At 28.0% G+C, this 26,189-nt stretch carries 21 protein-coding genes; 2 read left to right on the plus strand and 19 right to left on the minus strand.

Going from position 1 to position 26,189, the window contains the following annotated elements:
• Nucleotides 1-126 precede the first annotated feature (126 nt).
• From AC4FRL_RS02545 to AC4FRL_RS02565, 5 genes are all read right to left on the minus strand, one after another.
• Nucleotides 127-3,282 (minus strand): SH3 domain-containing protein, encoded by a 3,156-nt coding sequence (locus tag AC4FRL_RS02545; protein WP_491138510.1) that lies wholly within the window; start codon nt 3,280-3,282, stop codon nt 127-129.
• Between the two features lie 355 nt (nt 3,283-3,637).
• A complete protein-coding gene (locus AC4FRL_RS02550) occupies nt 3,638-4,639 on the minus strand; it encodes a GGGtGRT protein (protein WP_491138512.1) in 1,002 nt (333 codons plus the stop codon).
• Between the two features lie 33 nt (nt 4,640-4,672).
• Nucleotides 4,673-5,365: an iron-sulfur cluster assembly scaffold protein gene (locus AC4FRL_RS02555; protein ID WP_011592237.1), complete on the minus strand. Its 693-nt coding sequence runs from the start codon at nt 5,363-5,365 to the stop codon at nt 4,673-4,675.
• A 403-nt stretch (nt 5,366-5,768) separates the two neighbouring features.
• Nucleotides 5,769-6,446: a superoxide dismutase gene (locus AC4FRL_RS02560; RefSeq protein ID WP_491138513.1), complete on the minus strand. Its 678-nt coding sequence runs from the start codon at nt 6,444-6,446 to the stop codon at nt 5,769-5,771.
• An 83-nt stretch (nt 6,447-6,529) separates the two neighbouring features.
• Nucleotides 6,530-7,147, minus strand: a complete 618-nt coding sequence (locus tag AC4FRL_RS02565) for a hypothetical protein (RefSeq protein WP_491138515.1) — start codon at nt 7,145-7,147, stop codon at nt 6,530-6,532.
• A gap of 363 nt (nt 7,148-7,510) precedes the next feature.
• Here AC4FRL_RS02565 and AC4FRL_RS02570 point away from each other — a divergent pair, with 363 nt between their 5' ends.
• Nucleotides 7,511-8,959 (plus strand): MFS transporter, encoded by a 1,449-nt coding sequence (locus AC4FRL_RS02570; RefSeq protein WP_491138516.1) that lies wholly within the window; start codon nt 7,511-7,513, stop codon nt 8,957-8,959.
• Between the two features lie 46 nt (nt 8,960-9,005).
• Here the strand turns inward: AC4FRL_RS02570 and AC4FRL_RS02575 are convergent, their stop codons facing one another.
• Together AC4FRL_RS02575 and mgtE are read right to left on the minus strand one after the other, a co-directional pair.
• Nucleotides 9,006-9,173 (minus strand): hypothetical protein, encoded by a 168-nt coding sequence (locus AC4FRL_RS02575; protein ID WP_491138518.1) that lies wholly within the window; start codon nt 9,171-9,173, stop codon nt 9,006-9,008.
• 25 nt (nt 9,174-9,198) lie between these two features.
• Complete coding sequence (gene mgtE / locus AC4FRL_RS02580) at nt 9,199-10,536, minus strand: magnesium transporter (RefSeq protein ID WP_491138519.1); 1,338 nt, start codon at nt 10,534-10,536, stop codon at nt 9,199-9,201.
• A gap of 509 nt (nt 10,537-11,045) precedes the next feature.
• Here mgtE and AC4FRL_RS02585 point away from each other — a divergent pair.
• A complete protein-coding gene (locus AC4FRL_RS02585; protein ID WP_491138520.1) occupies nt 11,046-11,255 on the plus strand; it encodes a cold-shock protein in 210 nt (69 codons plus the stop codon).
• A 119-nt stretch (nt 11,256-11,374) separates the two neighbouring features.
• On the opposite strand, the gene AC4FRL_RS02590 is transcribed toward AC4FRL_RS02585, so the two are convergent.
• The 12 genes from AC4FRL_RS02590 to AC4FRL_RS02645 all read right to left on the minus strand — a co-directional run bounded on the left by AC4FRL_RS02590 (nt 11,375) and on the right by AC4FRL_RS02645 (nt 25,861).
• On the minus strand, nt 11,375-12,346 hold the full coding sequence (locus AC4FRL_RS02590; protein WP_491138521.1) for a Gfo/Idh/MocA family protein: 972 nt from the start codon (nt 12,344-12,346) through the stop codon (nt 11,375-11,377).
• 126 nt (nt 12,347-12,472) lie between these two features.
• Nucleotides 12,473-15,028 (minus strand): bifunctional lysylphosphatidylglycerol flippase/synthetase MprF, encoded by a 2,556-nt coding sequence (gene mprF, locus AC4FRL_RS02595; protein ID WP_491138523.1) that lies wholly within the window; start codon nt 15,026-15,028, stop codon nt 12,473-12,475.
• A gap of 220 nt (nt 15,029-15,248) precedes the next feature.
• Nucleotides 15,249-16,184: a lysylphosphatidylglycerol synthase domain-containing protein gene (locus AC4FRL_RS02600; protein WP_491138524.1), complete on the minus strand. Its 936-nt coding sequence runs from the start codon at nt 16,182-16,184 to the stop codon at nt 15,249-15,251.
• A 135-nt stretch (nt 16,185-16,319) separates the two neighbouring features.
• Nucleotides 16,320-16,811: a hypothetical protein gene (locus AC4FRL_RS02605; RefSeq protein ID WP_491138525.1), complete on the minus strand. Its 492-nt coding sequence runs from the start codon at nt 16,809-16,811 to the stop codon at nt 16,320-16,322.
• A gap of 134 nt (nt 16,812-16,945) precedes the next feature.
• Entirely contained in the window at nt 16,946-18,094 is a 1,149-nt protein-coding gene (locus tag AC4FRL_RS02610; RefSeq protein WP_491138526.1) for a hypothetical protein, read from the minus strand.
• A gap of 9 nt (nt 18,095-18,103) precedes the next feature.
• On the minus strand, nt 18,104-19,090 hold the full coding sequence (locus tag AC4FRL_RS02615) for a hypothetical protein (RefSeq protein ID WP_491138527.1): 987 nt from the start codon (nt 19,088-19,090) through the stop codon (nt 18,104-18,106).
• A 350-nt stretch (nt 19,091-19,440) separates the two neighbouring features.
• The gene (locus AC4FRL_RS02620) at nt 19,441-20,169 is read right to left on the minus strand and encodes a Bax inhibitor-1/YccA family protein (RefSeq protein ID WP_491138529.1); all 729 of its coding nucleotides are present in this window, start codon (nt 20,167-20,169) and stop codon (nt 19,441-19,443) included.
• A gap of 104 nt (nt 20,170-20,273) precedes the next feature.
• Complete coding sequence (locus tag AC4FRL_RS02625; protein ID WP_491138530.1) at nt 20,274-20,591, minus strand: hypothetical protein; 318 nt, start codon at nt 20,589-20,591, stop codon at nt 20,274-20,276.
• A 6-nt stretch (nt 20,592-20,597) separates the two neighbouring features.
• Nucleotides 20,598-22,028, minus strand: a complete 1,431-nt coding sequence (gltA, locus tag AC4FRL_RS02630) for an NADPH-dependent glutamate synthase (protein ID WP_491138531.1) — start codon at nt 22,026-22,028, stop codon at nt 20,598-20,600.
• The gene (locus tag AC4FRL_RS02635) at nt 22,021-22,920 is read right to left on the minus strand and encodes a sulfide/dihydroorotate dehydrogenase-like FAD/NAD-binding protein (protein WP_491138532.1); all 900 of its coding nucleotides are present in this window, start codon (nt 22,918-22,920) and stop codon (nt 22,021-22,023) included. The genes gltA and AC4FRL_RS02635 overlap by 8 nt, the downstream gene beginning before the upstream one ends.
• 158 nt (nt 22,921-23,078) lie before the next feature.
• Nucleotides 23,079-24,245, minus strand: a complete 1,167-nt coding sequence (locus AC4FRL_RS02640; protein WP_491138533.1) for an iron-containing alcohol dehydrogenase — start codon at nt 24,243-24,245, stop codon at nt 23,079-23,081.
• A 161-nt stretch (nt 24,246-24,406) separates the two neighbouring features.
• The gene (locus AC4FRL_RS02645) at nt 24,407-25,861 is read right to left on the minus strand and encodes an ABC transporter substrate-binding protein (RefSeq protein ID WP_491138535.1); all 1,455 of its coding nucleotides are present in this window, start codon (nt 25,859-25,861) and stop codon (nt 24,407-24,409) included.
• Nucleotides 25,862-26,189 lie beyond the last annotated feature (328 nt).

Raw genomic sequence — 26,189 nt, forward strand, 5'->3', positions numbered from 1 at the left:
TTACTCCTAAAAATATTTTCTTAATATATTACTTTATAAAGTATTTAATTATTCTTATTTCCTATAATAAATAAAAAAATAAAAAGCCTAAAATAGTAAAAACTATTTAGACTTTTTATAAATTTCTTATCCTAAAAATCTAGGCAAATCAAAGGTAAAATTATTATCTATATATAAATCCTTATAAGAGGACATAATATCTGCAATACTTGAAGCGTACCAAGGAGTTGTAGCATATTGATGCCATATATTATCTATATTTTGATTATATCTCATCTTATACAAAGTGTTTTGTTCATACTTTGAACTATGAACATAGTTTAGAGAAAGAAACTCTGCAGCACCTTTTATAGCACTATCAACACTTGTCCATCCTCTATTATAAGCATAAGTAGTTCCTAAAATTAAAGCTCTATTAGGAAATACTGATGAATTATCCTTTGCTCCTATTCCAAAAAGATTATATACAGTAACAGGATTTTTTAATTTAATCATTTTATATCCAACTAATTGTCCTGCTCCATTATATATAGGACTACTTTCATCTGCTATTTCTGTAATTGTTACACCCTTTGCTAATTTGCTTGTACCATTTCCAGTCTCATGAAGACATTGAGCAACTAAGAATATAGGATCCATGTTAAAGGCCTTAGCAGCATTTACAAAAGCTTCTCCTTGACCACTTAATACTCCTTTATTATTAAGTCTACTACTTAAAGCAGAAACATTTACATCTCTAAATTTATCTACTCTTAAAAATTGTAAAGTGTTAGTAGATTTTGCTGGGTTTATATACTTTTCAAGGTCTGAATAAGAATAGCTAACAGGATTATTCTTTTGTTGAAGTCTAACATACTTATCTAAAGTTACATTATAATTTGTTTTAGATGAATTTTGTATATCTAAGTTAGGGTTTAATCCCCCTTCTTCCTTTACTATTTCTATATAAGATTTATAAGCATATCCATCTTCTCCTCTATAAATAACCTTATAGAAATCGCCTTTTTCTCCTATTACTTCAATTCTTTCTCCATTACCTAATACTCCTATAATTTGAGAGGAAGTATTTGCTTCACTTCTTATATTTAATCCTTTTGTAGCTGTAACCACACCTATTCCTACAGTAGTTTCTGGACTTTCTGGTCTTTCTTCTCCCTCTGTGTCCTCTACTATTCTTACATATTCCTTTGATACGTAAGCACTAGAACCTTTAAATTCTATTTTATAGAAATCTCCTTCTTCTCCTATAATAGTTACTCTATTTCCACCACTTAAGCTTCCTATTATTTCACTACTTGTACTAGCTCCTTTTCTTACATTTAAAGAACTACTAACTTCTACTACTCCATTTTTCTTTGAAGTATTTGCATTATTATTCTCTGGACTACTTGGTTTATTTTCTTGTTCTTCATTTCCTGAAGCTTCACTTATTTTTACATATTCCTTTGATACATATCCATAAGAGCCTTTAAATTCTATTTTATAGAAATCTCCTTCTTCTCCTATAATAGTTACTCTATTTCCGCCACTTAAGCTTCCTATTATTTCACTACTTGTACTAGCTTTCGCTCTTACATTTAAAGAACTGCTAACTTCTACTACTCCATTTTTCTTTGAAGTATTTGTATTATTATTCTCTGGACTACTTGGTTTATTTTCTTGTTCTTCATTTCCTGAAGCTTCACTTATTTTTACATATTCCTTTGATACATATCCATAAGAGCCTTTAAATTCTATTTTATAGAAATCTCCTTCTTCTCCTATAATAGTTACTCTATTTCCGCCACTTAAGCTTCCTATTATTTCACTACTTGTACTAGCTTTCGCTCTTACATTTAAAGAACTGCTAACTTCTACTACTCCATTTTTCTTTGAAGTATTTGTATTATTCTCTGGACTACTTGGTTTATTTTCTTGTTCTTCATTTCCTGAAGCTTCACTTATTTTTACATATTCCTTTGATACATATCCATAGGAATCTTTAAAATATATTTTATAAAACTCTCCTTCTTCTCCTATAATAGTTACTCTATTTCCGCCACCTAAGCTTCCTATTATTTCACTACTTGTACTAGCTTTCGCTCTTACATTTAAGGAACTATTAACATTTACTACTCCATTTTTCTTTGAAGCTTCTACTGCTTGTACTTTATTTGTATCTTCTGCTTTATTTGATTCTTCCTCTATATTATTTTGTTTTTCTTCTATATTACTAGCATTTTTAGCCTTAGCTGAAGAACCCTCTATTTTAACATATTCCTTTGATATATAAGCACTAGAACCTTTAAATTCTATCTTATAGAAATCTCCTTCTTCTCCTATAATAGTTACCTTACTTCCTTTATTTAAACTTCCTATAGACTTACTATTTACAGTTGCCTTTTCTCTTACATTTAAGGAACTACTAACCTCTATTATTCCAATTTTATTTAAAGAGTTGCTTTCTAACTCCTTTGAAGTTTCTTTCTTAGGATTTGACTCCTCCTTAACTTCTTTTACCTTTTTATTTATTTCACTTTTTGAAATATAGTCTGCGTAAACATATCCATAGGAATTATTAAATTTTATTTTATAAAAATCCTTTTCTTTATTTATTATATCTACCTTATCTCCTGCTTTTAAGCTTCCAATTATTCTACTATTATTAGTAGGGGCTTGTCTCACATTTAAAGAGGTATTTACATTAACAAAGCCATTTCCCTCAAATAAGTCCTTCTTAGTAGCATTAATTTCTTCTTCATCATTATATGAAAGTAAATTTACATACTTACTGCTTACATAGGCTCTTCTTCCATTAAAATCAATTTTATACCAACCATCATTAGACTTATCTAATACGTTTATCCTATCATTTTTATGTAATGTTCCTATTACCTTGCCATTTGCATTTGGACTGGTTCTAACATTTAACTCTTTTGTAGAAATTAAACCAATATTATCTTCTTTTAATCCATCTCCCAAAACTTTAATATTACTGCTTTCTACATAACCTACAAAATCTTTATAAGAAACCTTATAAAACTTTTCTGAAGTTTTATCTAATATTTTAACCCTTGAACCACTTGGTATTAAAGTTATTACATTATATTCCGAGCCTTGACTATTTCTTAAAGCTAAATCTTCAAATGAAACAACTTCTCCAAAAGAAGTTCCTTCTGTGGCTTTTATATTTTGTAAAGAGTCAAGGGGTTTTGCATCAACTTTAGTGGTTGTTGTGCAAATTAAAGCACTAGCACCTATTGCAGCACCAACTATTAGACAACTTAATCTATTTCTCTTCATATTACACTCCCTTAATAAAAAAATTTGAAATCTTATAATAAACAATAAAAAACCCATTCTAACTTAATTTAACTTTAAGAAGGTAATGAATTTCCCTAATTATTTTTATTAGTATTTCTACTATTATTATACTTCCTAAAATAAAATAATCCAATATTATAACCTAAATCTTTTTAAAAATCTATCTATTTTGTTTACTAAATTAAAATATATATATGAATTTTTAATTTTTATTTTTAAAAAACTAGTAAGTAATTAAATTTATAATAAAAAAAGCACACACTATAAGACATAAATCTACATAGCGTGTACTTTTATTTCTTTTAAAATAGAATCAACTAAAAGTTAAGTTCTATTATTTGTTCATTGCTTCTTCTACAGCAACAGCTACAGCAACAGTAGCTCCTACCATTGGGTTGTTACCCATACCGATAAGACCCATCATTTCAACGTGAGCTGGAACTGATGATGAACCTGCAAATTGTGCATCTGAGTGCATTCTTCCCATAGTATCAGTCATACCATAAGAAGCTGGACCTGCAGCCATGTTATCTGGGTGAAGAGTTCTTCCTGTACCACCACCTGATGCTACTGAGAAGTATTTCTTACCTTGTTCAACACATTCTTTTTTGTATGTTCCAGCAACTGGATGTTGGAATCTTGTTGGGTTAGTTGAGTTACCAGTTATAGATACATCAACACCTTCATGATGCATTATAGCAACACCTTCTCTAACGTCGTCTGAACCGTAGCATTTAACCTTAGCTCTTGGACCATTTGAGTATGGAGTTTCTTTAACGATGTTTAATTTACCAGTTACATAGTCAAATTTAGTTTCAACATATGTAAATCCGTTAATTCTTGAAATTATGAATGCAGCATCTTTTCCAAGACCGTTTAATATAACTCTTAAAGGCTCTTTTCTAACCTTGTTAGCTTTTTCAGCTATTTTGATTGCACCTTCAGCAGCTGCGAATGATTCGTGTCCTGCTAAGAATGCGAAACATTTAGTTTCATCTCTTAAAAGCATAGCTCCTAAGTTTCCGTGTCCTAATCCAACCTTTCTGTCATCTGCAACAGATCCTGGAATACAGAAAGCTTGTAATCCTTCTCCGATAGCTTCAGCAGCATCAGCAGCAGTTTTACATCCTTTCTTTATTGCTATAGCAGCACCTAAAGTGTAAGCCCATCCAGCATTTTCGAATGCTATTGGTTGAGTTTCTTTAACGATTGTATAAGGATCTATTCCTAAATTTTCGCAAACTACTTTAGCATCTTCTATTGTTTCCATTCCGTACTTTTCTAATACAGGTTGTATTTGGTTAATTCTTCTTTCATAACTTTCAAATAATGCCATTTTATTATCCTCCTTCAATAATGAATATATAGATTATTCGTGTCTTGGATCTATAGTTCTAACAGCCTCGTCAAATCTTCCGTATTGGCCAGTAGCTTTTTCCATAGCTTCGTTAGCGTTCATTCCTTTAGCTACCATTTCCATCATTCTACCTAAGTGAACGAATCTGTATCCTATAATTTGATCATCAGCATCTAAAGCTACTTTTGTTACATATCCTTCAGCCATTTCAAGGTATCTTGGTCCTTTAGCTAAAGTTCCGTACATAGTACCTACTTGTGATCTTAATCCTTTTCCTAAGTCCTCAAGACCTGCTCCTATTGGTAGTCCACCTTCTGAGAAAGCAGTTTGGCTTCTACCATAAACTATTTGAAGGAATAATTCTCTCATTGCAGTATTTATAGCATCACAAACTAAGTCTGTGTTTAAAGCCTCTAATATAGTTTTTCCTGGTAATATTTCTGAAGCCATAGCAGCTGAATGAGTCATACCTGAACATCCTATAGTTTCTATTAAAGCTTCTTCTATGATACCATCTTTAACGTTTAAAGTTAATTTACATGCTCCTTGTTGTGGTGCACACCAGCCAACTCCATGAGTTAAACCTGAAACATCTTTTATTTCTCTTGATTGAACCCATCTACCTTCTACAGGGATTGGTGCTGGACCGTGGTTTGGACCTTTAGCAATTACACACATTTCTTGAACTTCGCTTGAATACATCATATTCATTTCTCCTCCCTAAAAAATAACTTATAGTAAGAATTTACTATATCTATTCCTCTTAACAACTTGGGACTTTTTATGTCCCTATGGGATATTTAATTACCCTCAATGTCTATTTTAACAAAACAATGGCCATGTAACAATATATTTCTAAAATTTTTTCTAAAAAATCTAAATATTTTTTTATTTTATTAGAATATTTGATAATTATTCTCATATATTTTACCAATTTATTGAAACAACTTCTTTATTATGTAATTATTCTTAATATAATATGTATATTACATAATTATTATAAATATTACTCTTTTAAACAAAATAACCTTTATTTTAAGCTATATATATATTTTTTTGCTTAAAATAAAGGTTATTTATTGCTATTAGTATAATTTATATAAAAATTCTATCTATTTTTATAATATTCCTCACATTTTTCCCAATTGATTATATTAAAGAAATTATCTATATAATCTGCTCTTTTATTTTGATATTTTAAATAGTAAGCATGTTCCCAAACATCTATTGTAAGTATAGGCTTTAATCCTAAGGAAATTGGAGTTGCTTGGTCCTTTGTAGATATAATTTCTAATTTTCCTTCTTTATTACATACTAACCATGCCCATCCTGAACCAAAAGTAGAAAGAGCACACTTTTTAAATTCCTCTTTAAATTTTTCAAAGGAAGCAAAATCTCTTTCTATAATTTTTTTCATTTCTAGAGAAGGGATGTTTTTATCCTTTCCTAATATACTCCAATAAAACTCATGATTATAAACTCCTCCCCCTTGATTTACTAAAGCTCCTCTTATATCACTAGGAGTATTGTCTAAATCACTTAATATCTCCTCTAAGCTCTTTTTGTAAAGTTCCTTATGGTTACTTAAAGCTTTATTTAAATTATCAACATAAGCTTTTTGATGTCTATCATGATGAATTTCTACAGTTTCCTTATCTATGTAAGGTTCTAAAGCATCATAAGCAAAGTCTAAAGGCTTTAAGTTAAATTCACAATTTCCCTTACAAGCTCCTCCACATTCTTTATCTTTTAAAGGTTCTATTTTTTTATTAAAAATATTTTTCATATTTTTAAATCCTCCTATTTTTTTCTTTTAACTTATTCTTTCCAAGAAAAAGCTTATATATTTATATATTTTAAAAATTACTTTTAATTTTTAAGAGTATTCTTCTTAGAATCATTTATTATGAACCTTCTTAAAAGTAGGTAAAGAAAAATTATTATGCCTAAAATCAAAATTAAGCTTATAATTAAGTGTATGCCATCCTTTCTTTGTATAATGTATAAGCTTCCTATAGTTCCATTTATAGCATTACTATTCATTATAAAAAGAGTAATAACAATACTTAATTCCTCTATATCCTTAAAATCTATTTTTAAAATAAACTTTCTATAAATCAAATTTAAAAGAAGTATTATACATACTGTAGTTATAAAAGTACTTTTAAAATCATTTGTACTTATCTTAAAAATTTTATCTTTTGTAAAAATAAAAAATAATTCATTTATTAAATACCCAATAATAAAACTTTCTAAAAAAAATATGAAATTATCTAAATATATTTTTTTAAAGACATTCCTGCCCTCTTTAATCTCTTCTAATTTATCCTTGTAATCTATAACAATCATACAAGCAACTAAAACCCCTACTATATACCTAAAAAAACTCCACTGCAATATACTAGCCATGAAAAGAGATAAAACTACAGAGAGAGTTAGGAGTTTCTTTTCTATAAAATGTTTCTTTAATATTACAAATAAATTCATACCTTTAACCCCTTCTTATTTTTATTTAAATAATTTTTTAAGTTTAAATAAGTCCTTTTTAATATTTTATCACTTTTACTACTTCTTTCCTTTTTTCAAATATTAAAGAATAAAAAATATCAATTATCTTATGAATATATAACAAAAAACTTATATTAATTTTCTAAAAGCCTTACTTTTTATTAAGTTTAATTGTTTTTTTAATAAAGATAAATTTTAAATTATTTAATTTTTTTCATATTTTAAAAATAATAAGAAAGACACGCTTTTTAAAGTCTTGTTTTTGACAATAAAATTCTGCCGTTTTATAATTGTATAGTTACTTTACAAAATATTAATATTTTAAATAAAGGAGATGATTATTTGAGTAAAGATGGTGAAAACTTAAAAAATCCAGAAGAAATAATCCATAAAAATAGATGGTTTATTTTAGCAGTATTAGTTATGCAACCTTTTATGGCCTGTTTAGATAGCAGTATAGTAAATGTAGCTCTTCCTATACTTCAAAAGGAACTTAAGGCAACTATGGCAGGAACAGAATGGATTGTAAGTTCTTATTTAATAATGATTTCAGCTTCTATTTTAATTTTTGGTAGATTAGGAGATATAAAATCTAAAAGTTCTGTTTTTATAAAAGGAATTTTAATCTTCGTTTTAGGTTCTTTTCTTTGCGGAATATCAAATTCACTTTTCTTTTTAGTTTTATCTAGAATTGTTCAAGCAATAGGAGCCTCTATGCTAATGGCTACAAATCAAGGAATTATAACTGATGTGTTTCCTCCTAAGGAAAGAGGAAAAGCTTTAGGTATATCTGGTTCCTTTGTTGCCTTAGGGTCAATTTTAGGTCCTGCTTTAGGAGGAATTATAGTTACATACTTTACATGGCATTATATTTTTTTAATTAACCTTCCTATAGGAATTATTTGTTACATATTTGCTAAAAAATACTTACCTATTAGAAAGACTAAAAGTAAAGAATCTATGGATAAAGTAGGTGCAATATTATTTTTCACCTCTACAATTTTTATTTTTACCTTTATACTTTTAAGTCAACACTTAGGTTTTAATAATATTTATGTTATTTTAGGAATTATCTTAGGCCTTATTATACTTATTGTATTTTTAATTTATGAAAATAAAGTTAAAAATCCTATGCTTAATTTAAACTTGTTTAAAAACCCTATATTTTCTGTAAGTTTAATATGTGCCTTTATATCCTTTATGGCTATAAATACAATAAATGTTATACAACCTTTTTATTTAAATGATATTTTATCCTATAATCCTGGAAAAATATCCTTTATAATGATGGCTTATCCCTTAGTTTTATTTATAATAGCTCCTCTTAGTGGAAGCTTATCAGATAAAATAGGAAGCAAAATACTTATTTTAATAGGTCTATTTTTAACAGGAGTTTCAATGATACTACTTTCTTCTCTAAATGAAACTTCTAAGGAAATAAGTCTTTTTATAATGCTTTCCTTATTAGGTTTTTCAAATGGTATTTTTCAATCTCCTAATACAAATCTTATAATGTCCTCTGTGCCAAAGGATAAATTAGGTATAGCTGGTGGTACTAATGCTTTAATAAGAAACTTAGGTCTTGCCTTTGGAGTTTCTGCCTCAACTTCTCTTTTATATGGAAAGATGAGTTCTTTAGCAGGTTTTAGAGTTTTAGGTTCTATAAAAGAAAGACCTGATATTTTCATATCTGGAATGAGATTTGTCTATATTATAGTTGCCTTAGCTTGTTTTTTATGCTTCTTACTTTTTTTATGCTTAAATATTTTCTTTAAGAAAAATAATAAATAAAATAACCCTTAGAAAAGCTTATACTTTTCTAAGGGTTATTTTACCTTTATCTAGTTTCTTGTATATTTATTATTCCTTGAGGATTTTCAATAACTTCTAAGTTAGATAGGTTTTCGCTATTGCTAAAGTATATCTTTCCTCCTAAAAAAACTAAAAAAGCCAAACAAAGTATTAGTAAAATGTTTTTTAGTCTAAAGTTTTTTTTCTTTTTCATTTATTACACCTTCTTTAATATAGTATTATGTTAAATAGGGTAAAAATAAAGTTCCTAATCCTAAAAAGAAGAAAAATCCACAAACATCTGTAACAGTAGTTACAAAAACAGATGAGGCTAAAGCTGGGTCTACCTTTAATTTTTTTAAAATAACAGGTACTAAATATCCTGCCATAGTAGCTGCAGTCATATTTAAAATCATTGCTAGTCCAATTACTATACCAAGGGCAAGTTTACCAGTAAAAATTATGGCAACTATAGCTGTTACACTTCCTGTAGCAATTCCTATAAAAACCCCAACGCCTATTTCCTTTAGAAAAATCCTTTTTGCATTTTTAAAGTTTAACTCACCTAAGGCTATTCCTCTTACTATAATAGTTAAGGTTTGAGTTCCTCCATTTCCTCCCATTCCAGCTACAATAGGCATAAAGGTAGCTAAAATAACAACCTTACTTATGGTGCTTTCAAAAGCTCCAACAGTAGCAGAAGCTAAAAAAGCTGTTACTAGATTTACAAAAAGCCAAGGCAATCTTTTCTTTACAGATTCTATTAAAGTGTTATTAACCTTTTCTTCTCCATCTACTCCCCCTAAAAGATGTATATCTTCTGTGGACTCCTCTTTTATAACTTCAATAACGTCGTCTATAGTTATTATACCTAAAAGCCTATCTTCATAGTCTACTACAGGTAAGCTAAAAAAACCATATTTATCAAAAATATTAGCAACTTCTTCCTGATCTAAATCAAAGGGTACTGTAATTACATTTTTCTTTGAAACCTTTAATATATTATCTTTAAAGTCAAAGCCTACAAGATCTCTTAAGGAAATAACTCCCTTTAAATTATTAAAATCATCTACAATATAAATATAATAAATATTTTCAACTTCTTTTGCTCTTTTTTGAATTTCCTTTAAAGTCTCCTCTACAGTTATAAATTCTTTTACAGAAATAAATTCCTTAGCCATTATTCCCCCAGCTGTATCCTTACTGTAAGCTAAAAGATTTTTTAAATCCTTAGCTTCTTTAAGTGGAATGCTTGAGAGTATTTTATAACTTTCTTCACAGTTTAAGTTTCCTAATAAATCTGCAAGTTCATCAGAGGCTATTAAAGAAAAAATCTTCTTTTTCTTTTCTTCCTTTAAACTCTTTAAAATCTTAAGTTTTTCCTCATCCTTTGCTAAATCTATAATCTTTGCAATAGTGTATTCTGGTAAATTCTCTATAAGATAAATATTTTCAAAATCTTCTCTTAATAAATCTAAAATATCTGCTGGATGAATTTCCTCTAAAATATTTAATTTCTCTTTCTTAAAATTTTTTAAAAGTTCTTTTAATTCTTCTTTTGTTATTCTCTTTTTCATATACTTTCCTCTTTTCTATAAATAAGAGGAAGATTTCTATAAATATCTTTTTATAAAGGCATATAAAAGGTTTCTTCCTCTTATGTTAATTTCTAAATCCCTACTAGGGGGAAGACTTTCCATCTATACCACCTCCAAAATGCAATAAAACTTTCAAAATATTTGATATATATTATATTAATAACTTTTAAATAATTTGTAAATAAAAATTTAAATTCTTTCCTTATCTTTTTGTAATATTTAAAAAAGATAAATCATAGATATATAAAGAAGTAATAGAATTAATAAAACCTCACTTTTCTTTTACCTACAAGGCTACAATGTTTAGTGAAATATAACATTCCCTGTTTATGATTCTCCTTTTCCTTCACTTAACATAGGTAGCAATAAAAATAAGCAGATTAAAATTAATCTGCTTATTTTTTATTTAAAAACTAAAAAAATATGTTTAATTTTATTTTTATATGAAATACTATTACTGTTTAATTTTTTATTTAAGGAGATGTATTATGAACAGTAAAACTGGAGTAATAAAATGGTTTAATGAAGAAAAGGGATATGGCTTTATTTCCTATAAAGAAGGAGAGGATATATTTGTACATATATCTCAGCTAAAGGATAAAGGACCTATGAAAAGTTTAAAAGAAGGAGATACTGTTTCTTTTGAAATAAAGGATGGGGAAAAAGGCCCTATGGCTACAGAGGTTGAAAAACTTTAAAAGAAAAACTAGGTGATTTATTCACCTAGTTTTTTCTTTAACCTTTACTTTTTTATAAATAAAAATGCTAAAATACAGGGTATAGAACATTTGTTCTTCACCCTATAATTTTATACTCTTTATTTTTCAAAGGGATATTTAATTTCCCAATCTTTTCTTAATTTATCCATAATCTTAATAACATCATAAGTTAAATTTAAGGTATTAGAAGCTTTTTTCTCTTTTATTCTTTCTTCCATAAATAAAACTTCATAATCTAAAGCTTTTTCTTCTTCTCCATACTGCAAAACTTCCACTTTTCCATCTAAGTAATTTATTTGAGCCTTATTAGCCCTTGGGAAATTATCAACAGTTATAAAACCATTATCACAGGAAACCACACCTCTTTTAGGCATTTTAGACCTAAAGGCTAAAGCTATAGTTGCAATTTCCTCTTCTCTTGTTTTTAAAATTATACCTGATTCTTCATCTACCTTAGTTTTAGCCTTTTTAACTGTACTTAAAATCTCCTCTGGCATACTAGATAAAAAATATCTTGCAAAGGATAACGCATATGTTCCAATATCTAAAAGAGCTCCTCCTGCTAAAGAAAGATTAAAAAATCTATTGCTTTCATCATACTCCTTAAAACTTCCAAAGGAAACTTGAATCATATTTACCTTTCCTAAATCCTTATTATTTATTTTTTCTAAAAGTTTTTCATATAAAGGCATATGAAATAAAGTCATTGCTTCTTCTAAAATTAGATTTTTTTCATTAGCTATTTTTATAGCCTCTTCTAGCTCTTTTTTATTTACTGTTATTGCTTTTTCACATAAAACATTCTTATTATTTTTTAAGCTTTTTATAATATACTCATAATGATTACTATGAGGAGTTGATATATAAATTACATCTACTTTCTCATCCTCTATAAGCTCCTCATAACTTCCATAAGCTTTTTGAACCTTATATTCTTTAGCAAAATCATTAGCTCTCTCCTTGTTTCTAGAAGCTACAGCATAAACTTCTCCATTTACTCTATTTAAAGCCTTAGCGAAATCACAGGCAATACTTCCAGGGCCTAATATTCCCCAGTTAATTTTTTTCATATTCTCATCTCCTTTTAAAATAAGTTTATTAAACTTATTTTAAACTAAGAATTATTTTAAATCAAAAAATAAGGGGATAAATATTTATCCCCTTAAAATATTATAATATTTAATTAATTTATTTTCTTACTTAAAAGCACTTTTTAAGCTTCTAAAAATTATGCTCTCCTCTACGTCTCTACTTCTTGAGCAAACTAAAGCTGCCTGTATTACAGTTATAAGTATAGAGGTATTTCTTCTATAGGCTATATATTTATATTCCCAAGTATGACTAAACTTCTCCTTAAATCTTCTTAATCCTTTAAAGGAGTAAAGCGCTTGTCCGTTTTCATAAAATTGAAGAGCTAATTTCTCATTCCAAAAGGCATATTTAGATAAGCCAACATTAGCTAAAGGTGCCATTCCCATATTGAAAACTTTATAACCTTCTTCTTTTCCATATTCAATTAAGTTTATAAACATAAAATCCATAACTCCTCTTGGGGTGTTTTTACTAAACCTCATTAAATCTACAGAAAAACTTTCTAAATCATACATTGGCATTATATTTGCAAAGGCTTTTATCTCTCCCTCTTTATCCTTTAAAATAGCAATAGGTGCTTTATTTAAATAGTCTTCATCAAAAAACCCTACAGAGAAGCCTTTTTCTTTTCTTCCATCTAACCATTCATCTGAAATCTTTCTTAAGGAAGATAAAAATTCCTCTGAAAAAGGTGGATTAACCATATGAAAAGTGTATCCTTCCTTAGTTACCTTACTTCTTGAAGTTTTTAAACTTTTCATCTTGTTTCCAACAACTTTAAAATCCTCTACGGAAACCTTAGCTTCTTCTCCTATTTTCATAAAGTCATATCCATTTGAGTGTAAATAACTTATCATATCCTCATCTATTTGATAAAAAACTGGAGTGTATCCATATTTATCTGCATATTCACAAAAGTTTTCTATTTCTCTAAATAGGTTTTCCTTATTTCCTACAGGATTTCCTAAGACAAAAAGTTTATCTCCATAAACTTCATATTGAATAAATAAATCCTTTTTCTCATTTAAATAAATATATTTATCCTTTAAAAAGACTAAATGAGTTAGGGAATCTCCCTTGTAAGATTTAATTATTTCCTCTACATAACTTTTGCAAGAATCAAAGGTATTTACAGGGATTTTTCTTCTTCTATTTAAAAAGTAAATAGCAACATATATTACAGTTATTAAAACAAAAGCTATAAAACCAAACTTATAAGCCATTTTATAAGGCATCTTACGAACTATTCCTACATATTTTAAGTGTTTTCCAAAGGTTGATAAAATAAAAAAGTAGGATATAAAAGATATAAAAAGTATTGATGAATCTATTAGGGTATTTTTTAAGCTAACTACAAAGCTTTCTCTATAAAACATTCCTCTACTTAAATATAAAAGATAAGCAACTAAAACTAAAAATATTAACTCATATATGTTAATTCCCTTAGTTAAGGATAAAATTATTCCTAAGATAAATAAAATAATACTTACCTTGTATATGCTTTTAGCTCTATATTTTAGCATAAGAGACATTAATATTATTAAAAATCCTAAAATAACACTCATACCAATAGATAATCCTAAAATTTGATTTCCTAAAATTGCTTTTAAAAACTTTATTCTTAAAAGATATTCTGGCACTATATTAGATAAAACTATAATGCATCCAGATATGAAAACTAAAAGAATAACTATTTTATATGCTACCTTAGATACTATTTCATAAGGTAAGCCATTAAACTTTTCATTTATCTTTCCTCCAAAATCATGGACAAAAAGTAATATACCTATAATAGCTGGTATTATGTAATAACTAATTCTATATAATATTATAACTAACAAGCTCTGTTCTATAGGAATACCTAAAACCTCTAAACCACTCATAAAGGTTAAATCAAAGGTACCAATTCCCCCAGGAATTAAACTTAAAATTCCAACGACAGCAGCCTCAATATATATTGGTAAAAAATTAAAGAAACTTATAGTTGCGCCTGTTATGATTAAGGTTGCATAAATTAAAATTATGGTTGTAAGCCATTCTAAAAAAGATATGAATATAATTCCTAAAGTGCTTAAAAACTCTAACTTATCCTTTGTTTTTCTATATTTGTAAGCAGAATAAATTATGTATCCTGGTGCATATAGAGCAATTATTCCTATAGCATATTTTATTATGCCAATATTATTCCATGAGGATATTCTAAGAAGCATATAGGTAAGACAAACTATTGATAAGCCTGTTAAATTTAAAGCTACTATCTTACCAATTTCTTTTAATAGCTTTCTTTTATCCTCTACATAATCTCCATAAAAATACTGCTTAAAGGCTAAAGAACTTGCTCCTCCAAAGCCTAGTAAACTTGCAAGGGAGCTTGCAATCCATGAATACTTATAAAGCTTTCTGTTTTTTAACCTAATTCCAACCTTTTTCTTTAAAATAAAATCATAAAAAGATAAAGGAATATAAGATATTATGCCTAAAATTGCAATTATTAATAAGTTTAAAAAGTTTAACTTATTTCTATACATAAAGAAATAAGATGAATTAAAATTTCTAAAAACTGAAGTAAACTCCTTAACTATAAAAAGTATTACTACAGAAACGAAGGCTATTTTTAAAAATAGCTTTACCTTTTCATTTACTTTTACATTTACCTTCACCTGTTGTCCTCCCAATATTCAAAGTCAAAATTTATTATACACCCTCCTATTCTCAATATCCATTTTTTAATCTTTCTTTTCACTTACATTATTGTAAGAATAAATGGCTTTATTTTCTTATTTTACTTCTAAAATATTAATTTAAAGTTTCACAAACCTTATTTTTACCTTAAATTTTAAAATAAAAAAATACTAGGAAAAGTCTAGAATTTTTAAAAATCTATTTAAGATTTTTTCTATTATTTATAAGATTTCTAAAATTCATACCAAATTCGTGAATATATAAAATAAGTCCTATTAAAGCTGGTAATACAAAATAACTTATTCTATATAAAATCAAAACTAAAAAACTTTGCTCTATGGGAACTCCTAGATTCTTAAAGCCCTCTATAAAAGTTAAATCAAAGGTTCCAAGTCCTCCTGGTACCATACTAACTATTCCAATTGAAGTTGCTCTTACATATACATAAAAAAACTCCTTAATATCTACTAAAGCACCTGTAATTCTAAGAATTATGTATATAAGAAGCATATTTAAAGTCCACTCTAAAAAGGATATTAATACAACTCTTATGGTAAATTTAGCTTCTTCCTTATTTTTCTTATAATTATATAAAGATTTTAAAAGAACTAAAGGAGCATAAAGAGAAACTATATAAACTACATATTTTATTATTCCTAAAGCTTTTATGCTCTTAAACTCTAAAAAAAGATAAATTATGCAAAGAATAGAAAGACCTGTTAAATTTAAAAAGACAATCTTTCCAATTTCCTTTAAAAGCTTTTTTTTATCCTCTACATATCCTCCATAAAAATACTGCTTAAAGGCTAGGGAGGTTGCACCACCAAAACCTAAAAAACTTGCAATAGAACTTGCTATAAAAGAATATTTATAAAGCCTTGTGTTTTTTAATTTTATTCCTACATTTTCCTTTAAGAAAAAATCATAAATTGATAGGGGTAAATAGGCAAAAATGCCAAGTAAAGAAATTAAGATAAGTTTAAAAAAATGAAGTCTATCTCTGTACATATTAAAGTATTTCATATTAAATTCTTTAAACATATTTTTAAATCCAAGGATAACTAAAACTAAAACTATTCCTATAAAAGCAACTTTTAAGGTAAGCTTCAGTCTATCTTTTAATTTTTCATTCACTTTTGTTCTCTCCTTTTTTATCTTATGAAATATTGTTTCTTATGTTATTTTAACCTTAGTTTAATAAAAATAATAAAAAGCGATTTAAAAACCTTAAATCGCTTTTAATACTTTCTTAATTTTACCATAAATATTCTAAATTTTCACCCTGTCCCCAAAATCGTTTACACCTTCAAGAGAGTTTTCTATGTTTAAAAATAATTTTTTTAACCTATCTGAATTTATTACAAGGTATTTAGACTTATTACTTCCTCCTAAAATTGAGTAATTAGGATACTCAACTATGTATTTTTCTTCATCTATACTATTGTTTGTTATAACAATTACATCACTATTTTTTAAAAAGATGTATAATTTTCTATCACTATCTATTATAGGTTCAAAGTTCTTTTTCTCTGTGTTTTCACACTCTCTTAATACCTCTTTTAATTCCTCAAGGCTCTCCTTTTCTAAATGCTTAGATACATTGTGATAATTTTCACTTCTTTCTTTATTCATATAATATTTCATAGCAACAACTTCTCCCTCTTTCATATTTAAAGAGGTACAATTTTTAACATAAACAGAAAGAAAAACTCCTAGAATAAGTATTATAATAACCATAGGGAACACTACCTTTTTCTTCACAATATTACCCCCTACTCTTTTCTTATAGACACCTTTATAATACTACATATTTTTACAAATTTAAAGTTTTTATTAATATATGGATATTTTTATCTGTAATCCCTAAGATAAATTTATAAATTTCTAAAAATATGCTAAATATTATTTTCCTTGCTAAAGTTTAAATAGTGAATTAATTTTACGTAACTAAAGTCTGAAAGGCTTACTTCTTTTAAACTTAAATAAATCTTATCTAAAAGAAGCTTTTGCTCCTCTAAGGAATATATATCCCCAAAGTCTTTTTGAAAATCAAAATATAATTTTTCCTCTAAATCCTCCTTTAAATTAAAAATCATCTCATCTATAAGCTTTAGATATTTATCCTTAAAAAAATCTAAAGAATATAAAAGCTCAATTTCCATCTTTCTCTCTAAACTTTCATGATTTATAAAATTTTCTATATCAAATAAAAGCCTGTTTTTCATAAAGCCCTTATTAAAGCCTTCTATTAATTTTAAAAATCTTTTGTTTAATAACTTATAATAACCCTCTTCCTCTTTATAATCTTTCTCTCCTTTATCTTCACTTAAGGAAAAAGAACTTAAAGCCTCAAAAAAGCTTTCATAAATTTTTTCTTCATAAACTTTATAAAGAGAAAAAATTTTAGAGTTTATAAGCTTTAGCTGTAAAAAATCATCTCTTATTATTTTTAATAAATCTAAATTAAATTCCTCCTTTAAGTTTATTTTAATTTCTCTTAAAAGATTCTTATATTTTAAACTTAATTCTTCCTTTACCTTCTTATTTGCCTCTTCCATATAAGATTTTAAATCCTTTAAAAAATCTTCCCTTATCTTTTTTGTAGAAAGTCCAAAGTCTAATCGACATTTATTATGCTTTAAATATTCTTCCTTAAGATTTTCTCTATATTCTTTAATAGGCTCTAAAATATTATACTTTAAGCTAACTATTACTTCTTCTAAAAGGCTCTCCTCTAAAGAAGTAAGCTTTTCTTTTTTTAAGGAAAGTAACTTAAAATCATTCTCCTTTAAATAAAAATCTATATGTTTTGCCAAAAGTGCAAGGTCTCCTTCTTTTAAATCACCCTTTATTTCTTTTAACTTTAAATTATAACTTTTTAAAGAGGAAATATATTCTCTAAGTCTTAAGGTTATAATAGAAACCTTATGTTCTTTTTTATATTCTTCTAAATTTTTATAAAGAGATAAAAACATATCTTCTCTTTTCTTTTTATTTAAAATTTCCTCCTTAAAAAGCTTTTCTTCTAAATCCTTTAAAACCATATTTTTCTCCTAAAAAAATAAAACTAAAAATCCTATAAAAGCTATAAGAAAAAGTAAAAAGTAGTATTTTCTATCCATATCTTTTTTTAACTCTTCCTTAAAAAAACTTTCTGTATTATCTTCTTTTTTTATATTATTTATCTTCTTTTCTAAAAGATTTACCCTTTCACTAAGTCTTCTTGTGGAATCTATTAAGTCTAGGTTGTATTTTTCTATATTGTTATTTAAAATTTCTAGGGAATTATTTAATTCAGAATTGCCAATTTCAAAAAGATTTTCAATCTCTTTAAAATCCTTTTCAAAGGTTGTGTTTATGTCCTCAAAGCCCTCTCCTAAGTATTCTTTAAGGCCTAAAAAGTTTTCTTTGTTTTCTATTTTGTTAACCTTTAGCCTATTTTCTAGCTTATTTACAGAATTCATTATTTTTAAGCATTCACCCTTTAACATTTTATCTATTTCATCTAAAGTGTCAATATGCTCTTTTAAAACAGTATTGTTTTTATTTATTTTTTCCTTTAGCTCTAGAGACATATGCTTTAAAAGATTTATATTTTGAATTCCTTCCTCTTTAGATAAGTCAAAAATATTTCTATTTATTTCATCTAAATTGCCTTTAATCTTCTCTATATCCTTAGAGGTATCTTCTGCCTTCTCTCTTAGAATAAAAAGATTTTCCTTAGACTTATAGGTTAACTCCTCTAAGCTATTTAAAAATTTAGAGGCCTTTTTTTCAAAGTTTTCTTCTCCCTCTTTAACCCCTAAATTAAAATCCTCTATAGCTTTATCTAATATAACCTTTATATTGTTTTGTAGACTAATTAAGTTATTTCTATTTATTGTAGCAGTCTTCTCTGAAGTACTTGTAAGGGTCTTTATTAAATTCTCTTCTGTAAGTTTTAAATCCCTATAAATAGATTTATCAAAAACTGATTTGCTTATTTCTGAAACTAAGTCATTAAATTCTTCTATCAGGGTATCTTCCTTTTTATTCTCCATAAAATCCTCCCATAATCTACTACTTAATATAATTTTTATATAAATATCTCTAAAATTCCTCATATATAGCCATAGTTTTTAAGAAGTCTTTATAATAATTATACTTTATTTACTATATATGTAAATAGCCCCTTTTGATTTATTTCAAATATTTTACTTTTTATCCCCTTATTTTTAAGAAAACTTTTTTATATTCTTAAAAAAAATCCTTTAAAAATTACCCTTTACTTAGTTTTTATTATTAAATTTAAAAGAAATAGCAAAGTTTCCCTTAAAAAATCTTAAAAGACATAAATTTTACTTTAAAATAAAAAAAGTCTCTTAGAAAAACTCCTAAAAGACTTTTTTATTTATTGATTGTCTGAAATTTTAGAGAATAAATTTAATATTTCAGTATATAACCATATTAAAGTTACCATTAAGCCAAAGGCTCCATACCACTCCATATACTTTGGATATTTATAAGTTGAAGCCTTTAATATAAAGTCATAATCCATAATTAAGCTTATAGTAGCTATTATTACAACAAATAAACTAAAGGCAATACCTATAATTCCTGAATTGTATATAGGTAAAGTTATATTAAATAAACTAAGTACCATACCTAAAAGGTAAACAAGACCTATAGATAATATGGCTATAAATACTCCCTTACGCATTCTGTCAGCTAAACTTTGAGATCTTCTATATATAAATAGAGTAACAACTAAGCAGCAGATAGTTAAAAGTATAGCTGGAAATACTATTCCTCCAAAGATATTTTCAAAAGCTCTTGAAATAGAACCTAATAAAACTCCCTCAAAGGCTGCATAAAAAACTGCTGTATATTGAGCAATTTTAGGCATAAAGGATGTTAATATTCCTAAAATCAAGGCACCTATAGAAGAAACTATTAAAGCACTTTTATAGTTTATACTTGGATTTTGAAAAGCCATATAGCTATAGACAAAGGCAACTCCTAAAATAGCTGTTAGTATTAATATCTTTACTATGGTTCCTTTTACAGTCATAATACTTTTATCTGTACTTACAGCCTTTTCAAAACCAGCTTCTAAGGCAGGATTTGTTCCTCTTCGCATTTTTCTACCTCCTATTAAAAATCACATAAATTTTTCTTTAGAATTATACCCTAAAACTGTGTCAATTTTGTTTCACAAAAACATTCTTTACAAATTAATAAATATTAATCCTCATTAAAATCACAAAGTTCTTCCTTAGATACAAAAACCTCCTTAATAACATTTATTCCCTTACATCTTTTGCATCTTATTTCCTCTTTTTTAAAGGGATTTACATGAAAACTTTCAAAACAATCTCTGCAAAAATATTCATAATTTATTTTGTATATAAGTGTTAAAATACCATAAGAAAAAACTAAATAAACTAAAAGTAAAAGAATTTTTATAGCACTTAAGGGAAGTAAAATATAAAAAACTAAAAGGGGAGATAAGGCTATAATAAATAATATTAAAGGAAGTAGTATGCTTTTTTTCTTTCTCATAAAATATTATTTATTTTCCTCTAAACCCTTTTTTAACTCCTCTTTTTCTCTTAAGTATTCATCTATAGCTTTTGCTGCCTTTTTCCCAGCACCCATAGCTAAAATTACTGTAGCTGCTCCTGTAACAGCATCTCCCCCTGCATAAACTCCCTCTAAGGAAGTTTTTAAAGTTTCCTCCTCTACTAAAAGACATCCTCTCTTATCTCCCTTTAATCCCTTAGTACTTTGTAAAAGAAGAGGATTTGGTGATGTTCCAAGGGACATAATTACACTATCTACCTTAAGTAAAAACTCTGAGTTTTCAACTTCAATAGGTCTTCTTCTTCCTGAGGAATCTTCTTCTCCTAATTCCATCTTTACACACTTAATTCCAGTTACCCAACCCTTCTCATCACATAAAATTTCCTTAGGATTTGTTAGTACATCAAAAATAACTCCTTCCTCCTTTGCATGATGAACCTCCTCTAATCTAGCTGGTAACTCCTTTTCACTTCTTCTATAAATTATATGAGTTTTTGCTCCTAATCTTAAGGCTGTTCTTGCTGCATCCATAGCTACATTTCCTCCACCAACTACTGCAACCTCTTTTCCTAGATTTATAGGAGTAAAACTTTCTTCCTTAAAAGCTTGCATAAGATTTACTCTAGTTAAAAGTTCATTAGCAGAAAAAACTCCATTAGAATTTTCTCCCTTTATTCCCATAAACTTAGGAAGTCCTGCACCAGAACCTATAAATATTGCTTTAAATCCTTCCTCCTCTATTAAATCAGAAAGGTCTATAGTTTTTCCAACTACTACATTTTTCTCTATTTTAACTCCTAAACTTTCTATTTCCTCTATTTCATATTTAAGTACCTCTTCCTTTGGAAGCCTAAATTCTGGAATACCATAAAGTAAAACTCCCCCTGCCTCATGAAGTGCTTCAAAGATTGTAACCTCATATCCTCTTTTTGCTAACTCTCCAGCACAACTTAAACCAGCAGGACCACTTCCAATTACTGCAACCTTTTCCTTAAAACTCTTTTCCCCTTCCTTTTTGTTAGGACTTATTTTATTTTTTCTTGCAAAATCAGCTACAAATCTTTCTAGATTTCCAATAGCTACAGCCTCTCCCTTTATTCCTAAAACACAATTCCCCTCACATTGAGATTCTTGTGGACAAACTCTTCCACAAATAGCAGGAAGAGAATTATATTTTGAAACCTCATAAAAGGCAGAAGCAAAATCTCCTTCCTTTACATAAGAAAGAAAAGAAGGTATATCTACAGAAACAGGACATCCTAAAACACAGTTTGGCTTCTTACAGTTTAAGCATCTCTTAGCTTCACAAATAGCCTCTTCTTCCTTATATCCTAAGGAAACCTCCTTAAAGTTACTTCTTCTCTCTATAGAATCTTGCTCTCCTTGTTTTATTCTTTTACCCTTTAAACTACTCATTTTCCACATCTCCTCTACAGCCACAGCCTCCATGACTATGACTTTCACCCTCTTTAATCTTTAAAAAAGCTCTTCCTTCCTCTGTTTTATAAAGAGCTTGTCTTCTAATTGATTCATCAAAATCTACTAAATGCCCATCAAATTCTGGTCCATGCACACAGGCAAACTTAACTTCTCCTCCAACAGTAACCCTACAAGCACCACACATTCCTGTACCATCTACCATTATAGGATTTAAGCTAACTGTAGTTTTAATATTAAGCTCCTTTGTAAGAAGAGAGGTAAACTTCATCATTACCATGGGACCAATTACAATTGCTCTATTATAATTTATGCCCTTTTCCTTAACTAAATTCTCTAAAAGATTGGTTACCCTTCCCTTAAAACCATAACTTCCGTCCTCTGTAGCTATATATAAATTCCTAGAAACCTTTTCAAGTTCCTCCTTAAAAATAAGTAGTTCTTTGCTTCTTGCTCCAACTATAACATCTGCTAAAATCCCATGATTATATAACCACTTTACCTGTGGATAAACAGGAGCTGCTCCTACTCCTCCTGCAATAAAAATAATATTTTCTTTTTTTAATTCTTCTAAATCCTCATATATAAAATCACTTTCTCTTCCTAAAGGACCTAAAAAATCTTCTATATAATCTCCCTCATTATAATGACCAAGGTCTATAGTACTTGCACCTAAGGCTTGAACAACAATTGTAACGCTGTTTTCTTCATTATTATAATCTGCAATTGTTAAAGGAATCCTCTCTCCCTTTTTATCTGTTTTAAGTATAATAAACTGACCAGGCTTAGCTTTTTTAGCAACTCTCTTAGCCTCAATTTTCATTAAGTACACAAAATCATTTAAATATCTTTTCTCTAAAATTTTAAACATAAATTACCCCTCTCAAAGTTAAAGTATAAAATTAAAAATAGGATTGTATTAAATCCTCCTAAGGTTTTATAAAGCTTTGAGTTTAATACAATCCAATCCTTTCTCTATTTTTAACTACTATATAACTAAAAATTTCCCTCTTTAAAAGTCAACTTCCTTTAAAAGTCAACTTCTTCTCCGTAATAGGCACAAGTATATAATTTTTCCATAGTTTCATCATCAATTTCTCTTGGATTTGAACCTGTGCATGGGTCTAAAACAGCATTATGAGCTATAAACTTAAGATTATTTTTAAAGTCCTCCTCTTCTATGCCATATTCCTTCATGGAAGATGGTATATTAAGCTGTTTATTAAAATCATTTATTAAGTTAATTAAAGCCTCTGTAAAACTCTTATCCTCTTCTCCCTTTAAGCCAATATGTCTTGCAATATTTGCATATCTATCTTCACAAGCTTTTCTATTATATTTAATTACATAAGGTAAGAATATTGCATTTGCACAGCCATGAGGAATATGGAAAACTGCCCCTACCTTATGTGCCATAGAGTGAACTATTCCTAAAAGTGCATTTGAAAAGGCCATTCCAGCTAAGCATTGAGCCTCATGCATCTCCTCTCTACATTTTTTATCTCCTTTATAAGAATCTATTAAGTTTAGATTTATAAGTTCAATTGCCTTTAGAGCTAATGGGTCTGAAAAATTAGACCTTAAACTTGCTGTATAAGCTTCAATAGCATGAGTTAAGGCATCCATTCCTGTGTGTGCAACTAACTTCTCTGGCATAGTTTCTGCTAAAGAAGAATCTAAAATTGCTATATCTGGAGTTATTTCAAAATCTGCTAAAGGATATTTTATTTTAGCTTTATAATCAGTTATTACTGAAAAGGCAGTTACCTCTGTTGCAGTACCTGAAGTTGATGGAATAGCCACAAATCTCGCCTTTTTTCTAAGCTTAGGTAAGGAGAAAGGAACAGTAGCTTCTTCAAAGGTAAAATCAGGATACTCATAAAAAATCCACATAGCCTTTGCAGCATCTATAGGTGAACCTCCCCCTAAGGCAATTATCCAGTCTGGCTTAAATTCTTCCATCTCCTTTGCACCCTTCATAACAGTTTCTACAGAAGGGTCTGGTTCTACGCCTTCAAAAACCTTTGTTTCTAAACCACCTTCTTTTAAGTAATCTAAAATTTTATCTAAAAATCCAAATCTTTTCATTGAGCCTCCCCCAATTACAATAAAGGCTCTCTCTCCCTCTAAACTTTTTAAAATCTCTAAGGAATCTTTTCCGTAATATATATCTCTTGGTAAAGTAAATCTTGCCATGTTATTAAAATCCTCCCTTATAATATTAAAAAATAAAGGGAATGTATTAAGATAAATTTTATTATATTTTAATACACTCTCCCTTTACACATTTTATTTTTTTCTATTTAATTTTATTCCTAAAGCCCCCTAATATTTAAATCTCTATTTTAAGCCCCTTTTTATTTATTCTCTGCTTTCCATTGGTCTAATTGTTTTTGTAATTCAACCTTTATTTCCTCTAAGCCTGAATCATATAACTTCTTATTTAACTTCTCTAAAGTTTCTTCAGTATCTACAGAACCTGTATATAATGCCTTTAAGAACTCTTTAAATACATTTCCTACAGCAGACATTTGAGTTGTAACTGGCTCTGAATCAAACTTAAAGCCTAAAATTGGAGAAGTTTTTGCAGATTGGTTAAATTCTTCAAAAGCATCCCACTTATCTATTGGGTCATTATCTAAAACATAAGTGTCAAATAAGTTTCCATAAGCCCAGTTTGTAACACTATATGGTCCATTTGGATCTCTCTTAATTTGATTATCACTAACCTTTTCATAGTGAGTTCCCTCTAAACCATACATTAACATATTTCTTAAAGTAACATCTGTATTTACTAAGTTTATAAGCTCCATAGCTTTTTCTGGATGTTTAGAAGTTGAAGATATAGCAGTCATAGCTCCTGTAGTTGAAGCATTAGTAACTGCTGAAGAAACTATTGGAGATGTAACAACTTCTCTTCCTAAAGATTGTCCCCATATATTTTCAGCATAAGGTTGTCCATCTGCTTTCCATACAAATCTCTTAACCTCATTTTTCATATTACTAACTGCTGCATCTTGATTTATATATCCTTTTTCATAAAATTCTCTTAATTTCTTAAATAAATGCTTAACTTCCTCTGTTTCATACATATTTTGAACAGTTAAAGTTTCATCATCTACAAATATTCCTAAACCTGAAGTAATATCCTCAATTCCTTCTATAGGAATACCATCTCCTTGAGTATAAAATGGAACAAAGTCTGGCTCATTTTCTTTTATTACCTTTAACCATGGCTCTAAGTCATCTACAGTATGAATATCTTGATATGGAATATCATACTTCTCTACAAGCTCCTTATCAAAAACCCACATAGGTGCTAGGGCTATTTCCTTTTGGTTTGGAATTCCATAAATCTTTCCATCAACTTCAGCACCCTTCCAAAGTCTTTCATCTATAACTTCTTTAAGGTCTGCCCCATTACTTTCTATAAGGTCATTTAATTCTAAGAAAGCTCCTTTTCTTGCATTTTCTAAATATGGGAAGGCCCATGAACAAGTAAAGGCTAAATCATATTCTTCCCCTGAGTTTGCAATTACATTCATTTTTTGACTATAATCACCAAAGTCAATATGTTTTATGTCTACAGTTACGTTTATTTTGTCTTTAATATACTTATTAACTTCCTCCTCTACTAATTCACCATCTGTTTGAGGTTTACCTATAACATACCAAACTAAATTAACAGGTTCTTCACCCTCTCCCCCAGCAGAAGCTCCTCCTCCTGAAGAATTTCCACAACCTGCTAAAATAGATGATGCTCCAATAACTCCTCCTAATAGTAAAGCAATTATTTTTTTGTTTTTAAGCATTTTCTCTATTCCCCCTTATACTAAAAAGTAAACATGTCCACATTATATATATATTTAAAATTTCTCTCCCTTATTCTTACAAAAACCACAATTAACAAAACGTTTACAAGCCTATAAAGTAATATTTTTTTACTTTTTTCTTTTTAAATAATCATATTTCTTTCTTAAAGGTATTTTCTAAGGTGAAAACTCTTAAAGAAAAGTTTATTTAATAAATTTTAAATAAATATTTAATTTTATTTACTTAAAATAAACCATTTATTAACATTCTTAATTATGTTATAATTACATGGAAAATTTAAGTACTATACAACTATTTTAAACTTAA

Source organism: Clostridium sp. TJA032 (assembly GCF_058310275.1).

Excerpts from the sequence above, each read along its gene's own strand:
- AC4FRL_RS02545 (WP_491138510.1), bottom strand. The coding sequence starts at position 3,282 with ATGAAGAGAAATAGATTAAGTTGTCTAATAGTTGGTGCTGCAATAGGT.
- AC4FRL_RS02550 (WP_491138512.1), bottom strand. The coding sequence starts at position 4,639 with ATGGCATTATTTGAAAGTTATGAAAGAAGAATTAACCAAATACAACCT.
- AC4FRL_RS02555 (WP_011592237.1), bottom strand. The coding sequence starts at position 5,365 with ATGATGTATTCAAGCGAAGTTCAAGAAATGTGTGTAATTGCTAAAGGT.
- AC4FRL_RS02560 (WP_491138513.1), bottom strand. The coding sequence starts at position 6,446 with ATGAAAAATATTTTTAATAAAAAAATAGAACCTTTAAAAGATAAAGAA.
- AC4FRL_RS02565 (WP_491138515.1), bottom strand. The coding sequence starts at position 7,147 with ATGAATTTATTTGTAATATTAAAGAAACATTTTATAGAAAAGAAACTC.
- AC4FRL_RS02575 (WP_491138518.1), bottom strand. The coding sequence starts at position 9,173 with ATGAAAAAGAAAAAAAACTTTAGACTAAAAAACATTTTACTAATACTT.
- mgtE (WP_491138519.1), bottom strand. The coding sequence starts at position 10,536 with ATGAAAAAGAGAATAACAAAAGAAGAATTAAAAGAACTTTTAAAAAAT.
- AC4FRL_RS02585 (WP_491138520.1), top strand. The coding sequence starts at position 11,046 with ATGAACAGTAAAACTGGAGTAATAAAATGGTTTAATGAAGAAAAGGGA.
- AC4FRL_RS02590 (WP_491138521.1), bottom strand. The coding sequence starts at position 12,346 with ATGAAAAAAATTAACTGGGGAATATTAGGCCCTGGAAGTATTGCCTGT.
- AC4FRL_RS02610 (WP_491138526.1), bottom strand. The coding sequence starts at position 18,094 with ATGGTTTTAAAGGATTTAGAAGAAAAGCTTTTTAAGGAGGAAATTTTA.
- AC4FRL_RS02615 (WP_491138527.1), bottom strand. The coding sequence starts at position 19,090 with ATGGAGAATAAAAAGGAAGATACCCTGATAGAAGAATTTAATGACTTA.
- AC4FRL_RS02620 (WP_491138529.1), bottom strand. The coding sequence starts at position 20,169 with ATGCGAAGAGGAACAAATCCTGCCTTAGAAGCTGGTTTTGAAAAGGCT.
- AC4FRL_RS02625 (WP_491138530.1), bottom strand. The coding sequence starts at position 20,591 with ATGAGAAAGAAAAAAAGCATACTACTTCCTTTAATATTATTTATTATA.
- gltA (WP_491138531.1), bottom strand. The coding sequence starts at position 22,028 with ATGAGTAGTTTAAAGGGTAAAAGAATAAAACAAGGAGAGCAAGATTCT.
- AC4FRL_RS02635 (WP_491138532.1), bottom strand. The coding sequence starts at position 22,920 with ATGTTTAAAATTTTAGAGAAAAGATATTTAAATGATTTTGTGTACTTA.
- AC4FRL_RS02640 (WP_491138533.1), bottom strand. The coding sequence starts at position 24,245 with ATGGCAAGATTTACTTTACCAAGAGATATATATTACGGAAAAGATTCC.
- AC4FRL_RS02645 (WP_491138535.1), bottom strand. The coding sequence starts at position 25,861 with ATGCTTAAAAACAAAAAAATAATTGCTTTACTATTAGGAGGAGTTATT.